General features: G+C 70.5%; 10 protein-coding genes. 7 read left to right on the plus strand and 3 right to left on the minus strand.

What is annotated here, in order from left to right:
- Window position 1 precedes the first annotated feature (1 nt).
- Together AC07FN_RS32505 and AC07FN_RS32510 are read right to left on the minus strand one after the other, a co-directional pair.
- The gene (locus AC07FN_RS32505) at window positions 2–898 is read right to left on the minus strand and encodes an alpha/beta fold hydrolase (protein WP_478399059.1); all 897 of its coding nucleotides are present in this window, start codon (window positions 896–898) and stop codon (window positions 2–4) included.
- A gap of 103 nt (window positions 899–1,001) precedes the next feature.
- On the minus strand, window positions 1,002–3,725 hold the full coding sequence (locus AC07FN_RS32510; protein ID WP_478399060.1) for a LuxR C-terminal-related transcriptional regulator: 2,724 nt from the start codon (window positions 3,723–3,725) through the stop codon (window positions 1,002–1,004).
- A gap of 18 nt (window positions 3,726–3,743) precedes the next feature.
- Here AC07FN_RS32510 and AC07FN_RS32515 point away from each other — a divergent pair, with 18 nt between their 5' ends.
- Window positions 3,744–4,079 carry a hypothetical protein gene (locus tag AC07FN_RS32515; RefSeq protein WP_478399061.1) on the plus strand — a complete coding sequence of 112 codons (336 nt, stop codon included), beginning with the start codon at window positions 3,744–3,746 and terminating at the stop codon, window positions 4,077–4,079.
- Between the two features lie 31 nt (window positions 4,080–4,110).
- On the opposite strand, the gene AC07FN_RS32520 is transcribed toward AC07FN_RS32515, so the two are convergent.
- The gene (locus AC07FN_RS32520; protein ID WP_478399062.1) at window positions 4,111–6,030 is read right to left on the minus strand and encodes a hypothetical protein; all 1,920 of its coding nucleotides are present in this window, start codon (window positions 6,028–6,030) and stop codon (window positions 4,111–4,113) included.
- 482 nt (window positions 6,031–6,512) lie between these two features.
- Between AC07FN_RS32520 and AC07FN_RS32525 the strand changes: the two genes are divergently transcribed.
- The 6 genes from AC07FN_RS32525 (at window position 6,513) to AC07FN_RS32550 (ending at window position 12,763) form a co-directional block, all read left to right on the plus strand.
- The gene (locus AC07FN_RS32525) at window positions 6,513–8,102 is read left to right on the plus strand and encodes an outer membrane protein assembly factor BamB family protein (RefSeq protein WP_478399063.1); all 1,590 of its coding nucleotides are present in this window, start codon (window positions 6,513–6,515) and stop codon (window positions 8,100–8,102) included.
- 125 nt (window positions 8,103–8,227) lie between these two features.
- A complete protein-coding gene (locus tag AC07FN_RS32530; RefSeq protein ID WP_478399064.1) occupies window positions 8,228–9,148 on the plus strand; it encodes an aminoglycoside phosphotransferase/kinase family protein in 921 nt (306 codons plus the stop codon).
- A gap of 108 nt (window positions 9,149–9,256) precedes the next feature.
- Window positions 9,257–9,550: a hypothetical protein gene (locus tag AC07FN_RS32535; RefSeq protein ID WP_478399065.1), complete on the plus strand. Its 294-nt coding sequence runs from the start codon at window positions 9,257–9,259 to the stop codon at window positions 9,548–9,550.
- Between the two features lie 668 nt (window positions 9,551–10,218).
- Window positions 10,219–11,640: an MFS transporter gene (locus AC07FN_RS32540; RefSeq protein WP_478399066.1), complete on the plus strand. Its 1,422-nt coding sequence runs from the start codon at window positions 10,219–10,221 to the stop codon at window positions 11,638–11,640.
- Entirely contained in the window at window positions 11,627–12,325 is a 699-nt protein-coding gene (locus tag AC07FN_RS32545) for an aspartate/glutamate racemase family protein (RefSeq protein ID WP_478399067.1), read from the plus strand. The genes AC07FN_RS32540 and AC07FN_RS32545 overlap by 14 nt, the downstream gene beginning before the upstream one ends.
- Window positions 12,326–12,556: 231 nt before the next feature.
- Window positions 12,557–12,763 (plus strand): hypothetical protein, encoded by a 207-nt coding sequence (locus AC07FN_RS32550; protein ID WP_478399068.1) that lies wholly within the window; start codon window positions 12,557–12,559, stop codon window positions 12,761–12,763.
- Window positions 12,764–12,895 lie beyond the last annotated feature (132 nt).

Consider the following 12,895-nt stretch of genomic DNA (forward strand, 5'->3'; position numbering starts at 1 on the left):
ATCAGGAGGTGTGCGCGAGGATCGCCCGGGCGAGGGATTCGTGCACCCGCGACGGCAACGTGTGGCCCATGCCCTCGACCAGCAGCAGCTCGGCGCCCGGGATCTCCTCGGCGATCAGCGCGCCGTGGCCCGGCTTCACCGGTTCGTGGGTGCCCTCGATGACCAGCGTCGGGGCCTCGATCCGGGCGAGCACACCGACCGGTTCGAAGGCGGAATCGGTCATCGCGGCGTGCCGGTGGTTGGCGACCGTCGCGGGATCGCGGTCCCGGTCGAAGATGCGCTCCTCCAACCGCCGCTGCTCGTCCTCGTCGAACGGGATCGCCGGGCCGTGCAGCACCCGCGCGGTCTCGATCGCGAAGTCGATCTGCGACCGCCGGTCGGGCGCGGGCGGGTTCACCGCGGCCTTGCCGAAGTGCTCGACGAACTCCCGGGTGGGACGGGGGAGCTCGCCCGGTTGCGGGTCCTCGCCCATCAGGGCGCGCACCAGCGTGACGCCTTCCCCGCGGCCGAGCGGCGAGGACCCGATCACGGTGAGGGACAGCACCCGCTCCGGCCGCTCGGCCGCGATCCACTGGCCGAGCAGTCCGCCGGCGGAATGACCGACGATGTGCGCCCGGTCGATCCCGTACGCGTCGAGCACCGCCAGGACGTCGTCCTTGATGTCGGCCCAGGTGTAGGGATCGGCCTCGAAGTCGATGGCGCTGGACTTCCCGGTGTCGCGGTGGTCGTACCGGATGACCCGGCGCCCCGCCGCGGTGAGCCGGCCGACGAGCCCGTCCGGCCAGAGCACGCCCTGCGACATCGAGCCCATCACCAGCAGCACCGGCGGGTGGCCCGGATCGCCGAACTCCTCGGTCCACAGCTCGACGTTCCCGTTGGTGATCATGCGTTCGGTCATGCGCAGCTCCTTCGCGTTCTCGGTGAGGAGAAGCTTGGTCCAGCGCGCCACCGGTGCCATCCGTAGGACCACTGGGCACGTGCCGGCCAGTACCGGGATCGGCTCACCGGGCGGCGTTGACCAGGCGCGATAGCTCCGTGCGGGAGGCGACGCCGAGCTTCGGGTAGACCTTGTAGAGGTGGTATTCGACGGTGCGCGGGCTCAGGAAGAGCCGGGCCGCCACCTCCTTGTTGGACACGCCGTCCGCGACCAACCGCGCGATGCGCAGCTCCTGCGGGGTGAGCGTGCTCAGAGCGTCGGACTCGTGCCGGGCAGCGGACTCACCGGCGGCGCGCAGCTCACCATGCGCGCGAACTGCCCACGGTTCGGCGCCGAGCCGCTGGAAGGTCTCCAGTGCGGTGCGCAGCGGCAAGCGCGCATCGCCTCCCCGATGCGCGCGGCGCAGGCGTTCCCCGTAGAGGAGCGAGGTCCGGGCCTCCTCGAACGGCGAACCGCCGTCCCCCGCGTGCAGGCGCAGCGCCTCCTCGTACAGCGGAAGTCCCTCGTCAGCGCCCTCGGTGACGAGCGCACGGCAGCGGGCGAGCAGCGCCTGCGACTCCGAAGTGCGCGCGTTCGCCATCCAGCGCTCGTACGCCTCCAGCGCGGTGCGTGCGGCAGTCGGCTCGCCGCAACCGATCGCGGCCTCGACGCGGTCAGGAGTCGAGCGCAGGGTCGTGACCGGATGCCCCGCCCCAGGCCCGGCGCCCGCCATCGACTCGAAACGGCCGTGCGCCGCCGCGAAACGCCCCAGACCGAGGTCGAGGAGTCCCAAGGCGTAGGCCGCGACGCTCGCCTGCAGCCCGACCCGGTGCGGGATCGCGATGGCCAGGGCCTCCCGGGCGTAGCGCTCGCAGTCGGCTTCCCGGCCCCGGACGGCCGCGACAACCGCGAGGTTGGCCAGGTGACCGGCGGTGGAGTTGGTGTACCCGGCGTCGCGCGCGAGCGCGAGCCCTTCCTCGGAGATCGCGGCGCCGAGGGCGAAGCGGCCGCTGATGCGCTCGGCCCGGGCCACGAACTCCAGGACCACCGGCAGCTGCCCGGTCATGCCGGAGACGCGGGCCACCTGCCCGGCGCGGATGATGTACTCGGCCGCGCTGTCGATCTCGCCCAGCTCACCGGCCGCGACGGAGGCCCGCAACAGCCGGTCCGCACGGCCGAGCCCATCGGTGCCCGCGAGCGCGCCGCGCAGCAGCGGCACGCCCCGCTCGGCGTCGCCGGTGTGCATCGCCGCCACGCCGACGAGGATGGCCCGCAAGAACGGATCGGTGTCCTGATAGGACTCCGCGAACCGGCCGATCTGCACGGTCGCGGCGACGTCACCGACGTTGGCAGCGGCCTCGGCGGCATCGCCGAGCATCTGAAGAGCGCGGGCGGGATCAGCGTCCTTGGCACGCTGCGCGCCTTCGGTGAACACGCGCTGCGCCGCGGCGGCATCGCCCGAGCTGAGCTCGAAACGGCCGTGCAGCTGTGCGAGTTCGGCGAGCAGGCGCGGGTCGTCGGTCAGCTCGCGAGCTTCGGCCAGGCAGCTCTCCGCCCGCCCCGGCAGCCCGCCCAGCCAGGCCGCCGTCGCCGCATCGGTGAGCCGCCGGGCCCGCACCGGAGGTTCGGGCGTGAGCTCCGCCGACCGCGCCAGCGCGGCCGCCGCGTCGGCGAAACCGCCCCGCGCCCTTGCCCTTTCGCCTGCCTCGGCGAGCCGGTCGGCGACCTGCGCGTCCCGCCCGGCCGTCGCGGTGGCCCGGTGCCAAGCCTGCCGATCGAGCTCCCCGGCCTCCGCCAACGCCTCCGCCAGCGCCGCGTGCACGGCCTGCCGCTGCGCGAAGGTCGCCGCCGCGTACACGGCGGACCGGACGAGCGGATGCCGGAACCGGACCGATGAGCCCTCGACGGTGATCAGCCCGGCGGTCTCGGCCGCCTCCAGCGCGGCCGTCGACTCGTTGCCGAGCCGGGCCGCCGCACCTAGCACCCAGCCGAGCTCGCCGGAACCTTCGGCGGCCGCGACCAGGAGCACGAGCCGCGTCGACTCGGGCAGTTCCGCCACCTGGCTGCCGAACAGCTCGACCCCGGCGCCGACCGGCAGCGGATCGGGGAGCGGCACCCGCCCGGCGAGCTGGTCGGGCGTCAGCGCCCCGGCCACCTCCCGAAGCGCCAGCGGATTGCCGCCGGTCAACGCGACCAGGCGCTCTTCCACGGTCGCCGAGGGAACAGCGGCGGAACACCCGGCGAGCAGCTCGCCGGAGCTCTCCTCGTCGAGGCCGCCGACGCGCAGTTCGGGGATGTCGCGCACGATCGGTCCAGCGCTGTCGCGGACGGCGATCAGCACCGCCACGCCGTGGGTGTGCAGCCGCCGGACCGCGAAGAGGATCGCGTCGGCCGACGCCCGGTCGAACCACTGGAAGTCGTCGATGAGGCAGAGCAGGCCGCCGTCGGCGGCGGCCTCGGCCAGCAGCGAGAGAACTCCGGCGGAGACGAGGAACCGTGCGTCCTCCGCGGGCGGAGCCGCCAGTCCCAGCGCGCCCCGGACGGCATCGCGCTGCGGCTCGGGCAAGGCACCCAGCAGATCGGTCACCGGAAGCAGCAGCTGGTGCAGGGCGGCGAAGGCCAGATCGGCCTCCGGCTCGGCCCCGGTGGCCCGGAGCACGCGCAACGGCGCAGCGGCCGCGTAGTCCAGCAAGGCCGACTTCCCGGCGCCGGCCTCGCCGCGCAGGACCAGAGCCCGGCCGGTGCCGCCCCGAGCCGCGCTGGTCAGCTCGTCGATAGCGGCCTGCTCCACCGCGCGCCCGTACAACATGAGGCGATTTTCCAGCAGGTGACCGACCCGACGATCCGGAGGTACCAGGATGCGGACACGGCGACGCCGCTCGACCCCACCGGCCGACTGCGCTCGGCTCCAGCCCGGCACGAGCAAGATCGCTATCGTTCGTCCAGGGGGCTGCGCGCCTCGGAACTCCCAGCCATGCTCCTCCTCGGATCGGACGTCTCCCCGTTGCCCCAGCGGGGCGGCATCTACGAGGAGAAGAAGCTGATCTCCGTCCTGAACTCGATGAACGTCCCAGGATGGCGAGCGGGCAAACCGGACTTCCTGCTCACCGAAGACGACGAGGAGCAGCGATGTCCGGTCTGGCATCGGGCGGCTCCGGGATGAGCTTGCCCTGAGCCTTGTCGAGCCCGCACCCTCAGCCGTACCTCTTGCCGGTTCGTCGCTCGTAGTCGGTCAGCTGCACCGCTACGGGCCACATGCTTCGGTCGAGAGCCCCCAGGAGCTGGTTCTCCAGGAGGGGAGGGCGTTCGAGCGGCGCGAAGACGGCCTCCCACGCCGGTGTGAAGTAGATGAGCCCCCGGATCCGTGATGCGACGACCGGCCGTCCGGCGTAGTCGGGCAGCGATGGCGGCTTCCAGCTGGTGCCGGTCTCCCGTCGCACCGTCTCGGCCTGCTCCCGCAGTCCGGCTGCCACGACCTCCCTGCACCGGTCGTACTCGTGCTGCGGCATGGTCACGAGGAGCAGCAGCCGCTGGGGCGGCAGACTCCGCATCGCCTCACCCAGTTCCCACAGCGTCCCCGCTCCGCGACCGAGTACGAGGACCACGAGGCTCGCGCCTCGCATCACCTCCCGCACCGGCTCCTGCCAGCCGTCGAAGGGCAGGTACATGCGCGGAACTCCGACGTGCGGTGCTCGTTCTCCCGGCCGTCCCACGCTCACCGGGAGCCCGGCCCACGCGAGCGCGTCGGCGAGCCGCTCCTCCTCCGGATCGCCGGTTGTGAAGAAGCCGCGCACCAGCGAGCCCGGCCGGGGAATCCGGTGCAGCCGAGCCAACTTCGCGTCGTCCTCGAACGATCGGAGGTACAGCGCGTACGAACCCGCCACCAGGTCCTCCGGCGAGGAGATGATGCGCTGGACGTGCCGGCCGCCCACGCGGAGCAGACCGTTGCCTCCCGCCATCAGCGCTATCCCGAGAACCAACGGGAAGACGGAGACCAACGGCGACGCCCCTTGGCCCGCAACGAGTTCCCACGTGTACCGCAGACCGATCACGATCCCGGCGCAGCCCAAGCCGCAGGCTCCCAGCCCACCTGCGGCCATCAACCCGATGCCCGTTCGGCGCGTATGCCGGGGCATGGCGCGGTTCAGCGCAGCAAGGCTCTCCGTGCGCTGGGGGAACCCGTGCTCGTCCCGGTACGCGCTGATTCGGGACAGCATGATCTGGCCCATCCAGCGGAGGTTCTCGCCCCGCTCGAACACGAGCATCCCGGCGGCTCCGATCAGAGAACCGACGAGAAGAGGCGCAGGGTCGACCCCGAAGCCAAGATCTCGTGGATCGCTGGGAAGAGCGGTCAGCACGTACAGCTCCGCTGCAACCGTTGCGGCCGCTCCCACGAGACACCTCAGCCAGCCTCCCCAAAACGCGAGGATTCCCGGCTGCCAACGATCTGCGGGCAGGGGGTAAGCGGCCCACCCCGTCGCGCGCACTCGGTTCTCGCGGGCGGCGATCGACCGGGTGAATGCGGTGGCACGGGCCATCAGCCTGACCACACCGCTGGTGACGAGCAGCACGGTGAGGAGGTAGAGCACGACGGCCCCCGGGACGAGCAGCGCGATCAGCACGGCGCCGACGAGGCGTACCGCGCGCGAGCCGACGAGCGGCTTGGCGCCCGTTACCGCGAAGGCGAGCACGAACATCGCGGGGATCACCGAGTGGGTGACGACAGGCCAGTCCCGGGAGCTGGTCATCACCACCGTGAACACGCTCTTCCCGAGGTCGATCTCGGCGAAGGTCAGCTCACCTCGGTGCTGTTGCCAGCCCAGCACGGTCACCAGGACGAGAATCGCCGAGCCCAACAGGAGTGCTCGACGCGCGAGGAGCAGCAGCAGGTGCCGCCCCCTGAACAGCTCGCCGTGCACCAGATGCATCGAACTCGGATCGTCACCCGCATGAGCCCCGAGCCGCGCGAACACCTTCCACTGCGACCGCACTTCGAGGACGGCGAAGGGGACGAGGAAGGCGCTGATCACCAACGAGGCCAGCACGACCGCGGGCCCGTACGACGGCCACACCTCGTACGCCCACCGGAATAGCGCGGCGACCAGATCCCGCACCTGGCCCCCTAGTCGCTTCCCGAGCACGATCGTGGTGACGTCAACAAGGTACGCCGAGCACAACCGCAGCGGAACCTGTTGCTCGGCAAACGCATTCAGCCGCAGCGTGTGCAGGCGGAAGACCGGCCGTCCTGGCCGTACCTCCTCATCCGGGCTCGCGATGCTGCCGCGACAACGGCGCTGCCCCAGGTCTTCAGCGGAATGCCGGGTGTTCGCGAGGTCAAGACCGCCACATCGGGATAAGGGTCGCTTCAGCATGGTTCGCGGGTGCGCCTGGGGCGCTGATTTCGCGCGAAACCGCCACCGGTGTCAGGGCATTCTGAAACGACCTGCAAGAGTCGCTCGCCCCAAGGCGTTTCCCGCAACGGTTGCGGCCACTTGGCGGGGCGTCGGCCCGATGACCAGGTCCCTGCGGCGGATCGACGCGATCCGGCGCTGCTGCCAGGCTTGTCGGGGCATCGCGATCCAGGGGAGTGGTTCCTATGCGCCGGGCGCCCGGATGGCTGGTCGTGTTGTGCGCTGCCGTGGTCGTCGGCAGCACGGCGAGCGCCACGGCGAGCGAGGATTCGGGTAGCGGTCGAGGAGACTGGCCGAGCTGGCAGGGCGATCTCGCCGGGTCGCGGTTCAGCCGCGCGGAGCACCGGATCACGCCGGACACCGTCGGTGGGCTGAAGCTCAAGTGGGCGTTCGCGTATCCGAAAACCGAGGCGTGGGTGAAGAGCCAGCCCGCCGTGGTCGGCGATGATGTGTTCTTCGGCGGGCCGGACCAGCAGTTCTACGCGGTCGATGCCCGCAGCGGACAGCTGAAGTGGCGGTTCGACCTGACCTCGGTGGCCCCGGGGCCGGTGGACGGGGTCGCGTTCAACGGGGCGACCGGACCGGCCGTCGCCGAGGGCAAGGTCTTCTTCGGCGACAGCCGGGGCTACGCGTACGCGCTGGACCAGCACACCGGGAAGCTGATCTGGGCGGTGGACACCGAAGACCACCCGCGCGGTTGGCACACCGGTTCGCCGCTGTACTACCAGGGCCGGATCTACCTCGGTGCCGCCAGCGCCGAGCACGGCGTCGGCCCGGACTACCCGTGCTGCACCTTCCGCGGGCACATCGACTCGCTCGACGCCGCGACCGGGGCGCTGATGTGGCGCTACCACACCGTTCCCGAACCGCAGGCCGTCGGAACCTGGCCCAGCGGCGCGACCCGTTACGAGCCCTCCGGGGCGGGTGTGTGGGGTTCGCCGGTGATCGACGAGACGACCGGCACGCTGTACGTGGGCACCGGGCAGAACTACTCGGGGAACGGCGGCGACTTCGACACCCTGCTCGCATTGGACGCCCTCGACGGCGAACTGAGGTGGAAGCAGCAGGTCACCGACGCGGACAGTTGGCGGGATCTGTGCAACGTCCCCGATTCGGAGGGCTACTGCCCCGGCCTGAAGGACAACACGGCACTGGACTTCGACCTGGGCGCGGCGCCGAACCTCTTCCCGGTGCAGGGGCGGATGCTGGTGGGCGTCGGCCAGAAGAGCGGCGTCTACCACGCCTTCGACGCGCAGACCGGTGAGGTGCGCTGGCGGCGGCAGTTGTCGGTCCCCTCGCCGCTCGGCGGGGCCACCGGCATCCAGTGGGGAAGCAGCTACGATGGTCAAAACCTCTACTTGGCAACCTATTTCGCCGAACCCGGCACTCTGAACGCCCTGGACCCGGCCACCGGAGAGGTCGTGTGGACAACGCCCAACCCGGCCAACGGCTGCGATTGGGGCGGCGCGGCGGCGTATCCCGACCAGTGCGTGCTGGCGCACACGCCGGCCGTAACGTCCAGCCCGGGACTTGTCTACGAAGGCAGCACCGACGGCAAGATGCGGGTGTACGAGGCAGGCACGGGCGAAGTGCTGTGGGAGTACGACACCGTCCGGGATTTCGTCGGTGCCAATGGGTTGATCGGACGCGGAGGCTCGGTCTCCGGCAACGGTGGCGCGGTCGTCGCCAACGGAACGCTCTACGTCCAGGCCGGGTACTACCCGATGTACCCCAGCGACCACGGCAACGTGCTACTGGCATTCGACGTGCCCTAGATCCCGCTCCGCCGATGCATGCCGACCGCGAGCCGCAGCCCGGGAATCGAGGCATCGGAACTCCTCGCGGAGTAGGTGGGTGAGCCTCCCACAACGTCGATTGCGGAAGTGGCACAGTCCGCACCGTGTCGTTGGGTGATCTGCCGGACTGGTTGCCGGCCTGGTGCGTGGACCAGTTGGGCGACGAGCCGGTCGGTGTTCTGTTCGAGGTGCGGTCGATCTCGGCGGTGTTCGGACTGCGGTTGGCCGGCGAGCGTGACGTCGTGGTGAAGGCGCGGGAGGACGACGGCCGCGCCGCGTCGTGCGTTGCCGCGCAGGCCCGGTTGGCGGAACGGGGATTTCCGTGCGCCCGGCCGCTCACGCCCGCGGTCGGCATCGGTGCGCTGGCCGTTCACGCCGAGGATTCCCGGCCCGGCGGTGAAATGCTGCGCGGCGATTCGGAGGGCGTCGCCGTGCGCTACGCGGCGGTGTTCACCCGGCTGATGGCCGAGCTGGCCACCGTGACCGTCGCGCCGCCGCTGCCGAACCCGCGCTGGGTGCGTTGGGACCACGCTGATTCCGGGCTGTGGCCCGCGATCGAGTTCCTCGATGAGCGAGATCAGAGCGCCGTGCCCGCGTACGTCGTCGACGCGGCCGAGCGGGCCCGCAAGCGGATGCTGGCCACCGACCTGCCGTGCGTGCTGGGCCACGCCGATTTCGAAGCGCAGAACCTCCGCTGGCGCGACGGCCACGTGTGGGCCGTGCACGACTGGGACAGCCTGGCGTGGCAGCCGGAGGCGGCGCTGGTGGGCGCGGCGTCCGGGGCGTTCGCCAATGCCTCGCCGCCGACCCTGGCCCCGATCGAGAGCTCCGCCGCGTTCCTGGCGGCTTACCAGGACCTCCAGGGGCGCCGGTTCACCGCGGAGGAGCAGGAGATCGCGTGGGCGGCCAGCCTGTGGCCGGCAGCGCACAACGCCCGCTGGGAGGCCCTGCACGGCGACGCGCCGGTGTGTTGTGACGCCGTCCGCGCCCAGTCCGCGGAACGCCTCCGCCGAGCGAAGGCCTGATCACGCCGAGCTCGTGGTGTTCCGTGCAGCCCGGTCGCGGAAAGCATCGTGCCGCTCAGCCGCGGTGTGCTGTGATGTGGCTGCCAGTGGCCGATGAGGGGAGCGGGAATGCGCTGGGGCGAGTCCAACGCCAACGGCAGGCGGGCGTGCGAGGAGTGCGGGCACGCGCGCAGCGAGCACAGCACGCAGGGCTGCATGGCGGACGTGCCGTTCACCAGGGTCGACGGTGTGGGCCGGGTGGACTGCCCGTGCGGGCTGCACTGGACGAACGACTACACCAGCGTGGTGGAGTGGCCCTGCAGCTGCGGGCACCGCAAGCACGGCGGCGAGTGCCGGTACCCGGGCTGCCGATGCGGCCACGAACGGCCGGTGTGGCAGATCGACCCCGGCCAGGGGATATGACGGCGCCATGGCGCCAGGTTCGCACGGGGGCGTTCGCCGTTTCGGGTGATCACTTCGGACTTCTGCGGCGGTCGCGGCGAATCACGAAGTAGCGCGGTGGACGAGCAACCCGCGCCCAGCGGCTGAGCCGGACGCTGCAGATCTGGCAACCCGGAATCGTCACCGTGCGGTTGAAACCTGCGCGTAGCTCCCGCGGGGACAAGCCGCACCGACCGGCTCGGAAGCCGTCGAAACCGCATTGACGAGATTTCGGTTCTGGCGCTTGCCAACGGCGCATTCTCGAAGTCGGGAAGTATCAAGGCGTTCTTCGCATCGGTCGTAGGTCGTTCCGCGCCGTGCCTTCGTTCCGTTTGAGGATCGATGCCTTGGGGGTCCACTTGCCCGCTCGTCCGTAGGTGTTCCGAGGGCGGCCGTGTCGGACGCGGTGGGTTCGGCGTCGGCAGTGCGCCGCCGGCGCGGAGCCCGGACTTCGGGGATCTGAAGTCTGCGCGCCGGACGCTTTTCCACTCGCTGCTCGTACTGGTGAACGAGTGCTTGGTGGGTTACGCTTCAGCTCCTTCCGCGATTCAATAGGGTTATTCCGGATTGCGGAATTCGTTGGGCTCAATTCTGTCGCCGGCTGTCTGCGGACGGCCCTCGTCATGCGACGACGCATCGGAGGTAGCGCTGTGGAAACGGCATCCGGCCGGTCTCAACGATCACCCGACGGCAAGGTCACGTTCTCCGATCAGATCGAGAACGCTTACGACCGAATCGGCGTCACCAGTGCGCACAAGCAGATCTTGGTCATGGTCCTCCTTGGCATCTGGTTCGACGCCCTGGAGCAGAACGCGGTCGGCCTCACCGGTCCGGTGTTGAAGGAGTCCTGGGGACTCGGTGGGGCCGAGATCGGCTCCCTCAACACGATGACCTTCACCGCGACCGCCCTGGGGCGGCTGGTCACGGGCGTGATCATCGACCGGTTGGGCCGGCGGACCATGCTGATGGTCAACCTGATCATCTTCGCCTGCGGTTCGTTGCTGTGCGCCCTGGCGCCGAACTACGCGGTGCTGGCGGCGGGCCGCTTCATCGTCGGTTTCGGGCTCGGCGGTGAGATCTCGGTGGCGGTCATCATGATGGCGGAGTTCTTCGCCGCCCGGCACCGCGGCACCGCGGTCGGACTGATCAACGTGACCGCGGCCGGTCTCGGGAACATGCTGGCGCCGCTCTTCGGCATCCTGGTGTTCGCGGTCTTCGATGGCCCGGACAAGTGGCGCTGGATCTTCGGCCTGCTGTTCCTGCCGGCCATCCTGATCATGTTCTTCCGTCGCTACGTCCCGGAGACTCCCCGGTTCCTGGCCGCCAGCGGGCGGATCGACGAAGCCAACATCGTGATCAACCGGCTGGCCCGGGGCCGGCTGAGCGGGCCGATCGAGAACCCGGAGCAGTTCCTGACCCAGACCGGCGCGCAGGAGCCGGGGCAGCAGCCTCGCGCGGACTGGCGCGCCGTGCTGCGGGGCCGGCTGCTGCGCCGCACGTTGCTGCTCACCGTGGCCGTGTGCATGTCCTACGCCGCACAGATCTCGATGCTGACCCTGATGCCCACGATCCTGGTGGCCACTGGCTACGACCTCACCTCCAGCCTGGGCTTCACCCTGCTGATGCAGTCCGGTTCGCTGGCCGGCGCGATCGTCGCGGCACTCGCCGCCAGCCGGCTGCCCCGCAAGAAGGTGCTCACCGGCGGTGCCGTCCTCGGCTGCCTGGCCGGTCTGTCGATCGCCCTGTTCTCCAGCAGCATCGTGCTGGTGCTCGTTTTCGGCTTCCTGTTCAACTTCGCGTTGATCATCCTGAACACCACGATCTGGTTGTTCGCCCCGGAGCTCTACCCGACCCGGGTTCGGGGCATCGGAACCTCGATCATCCTGGCGATGGGATCGCTGTCCGGCGGCCTGTTCCCCCTGGTGTCCGGCTTCGTCTTCGACGCCAGCGGCCTGACCGGCATGTTCGCGATGCTGGCCGCGCTGTTCGTGGTTCTCGGCATCGCGGTCCAGTTCCCGCCGGAGACCTTCGGCAAGCCGATGGAGGAGGACGAGCAGATTGTCCACGCCTGAGACCGCACGGATACTCCTGGTCAATCCGAACACCAACCGGGCCACCACCGAGATGATGCGCGCGCTCGCCGCGAGATCGCTGCGCGGCAGCGGGCTCGGCGTGGACGGGATCACGGCGGCAGCCGGCCCGTCGATGATCGTCGACCCGGTGGCGTTGAAGGAGTCCGAGAGCCACGTTCGTGATGCCGTGATGCGGGCGCTGGATGCCGCCGAGGGGGAAGGGCGCCGGTATCTCGCCGTGATCGTCGCCGCGATCGGGGACCCGGGCCGCAGTCGGCTCGACGAGGAGCTCGACCTGCCGGTCGTCGGTATCGGCCAGGCCGCCATCCGCGCCGCGGGCCAAGCGGGACGCCGGTTCGGCATGGCCACCAGCACGCCCCTGCTGGTGGACTCCCTCGCCGCTCAGGTCGCAGAACACGGGATGTCCGAGGGGTTCACGGGGGTCCGGTTGACCGAGTCGGAGCCACTCGTGCTGGCGGCCGACCCCGAGCGGCAGTTCGCCGAACTGGCCGCGGCGGTCGACCAGTGCACGGCGGCGGACGGCGCCGACGCGGTGATCATCGCGGGTGGGCCGCTCAGCGAGACGGCCCGCCGGATCGCCGACTCCCGCACCTGCGAGATCGTGGAACCCATCCCGAGCGCAGCCGGGCAGGTGTTGCAGGAGCTGGGACTGCCCGGGGTCTGAACGGGCCTGGCTAACCGCGGTTGAGCGGAGGCGGTCGTCTCCCGCCGTTCTTCGGCAGGGGACGACCGCCTCCTCGCTCGCCGGTTCGGGGCCGAGTCATCAAGCGTCCCGCCGCTCCTGGTTCGAGCAATGTGGCGCACCCGCCGGTGGCAGACCTAGATGGACAGTCCTGTTCGGACTATTCGGGTGCGTGATCCGGTGGGGTGAGGTTGATCGGCTCCCGGTGGTGCGATGGGCACCGCGCTGCTCAACACCGTTGCTGCCATCGCCACCGCCGGCTACCTCCACGACCACGGACCCGTCGACCACATGGCCGCGACGGTCGAGGGATACACGACGGCGATCGCGGTGGGGGCGGCGATTCTCGCCGCAACAGCGATCCTCACGGCAGTGACCATGCCGGGTCAACTTCGGACCGCTGCGCCGCGACCGAGGTGAAACCACGATCAGCGGAGTTCACCCGCGGCGAGCCGCCCGCGCACTTGTTGGTGCGCGTGCGGCTCGTTGCGTTGTTCCACCGCCCCTGCGCCCTCGACGGAGCGCAAGCGGAACAATCGCAGGACTCACCAT

Source organism: Saccharopolyspora sp. NPDC045941 (assembly GCF_056431445.1).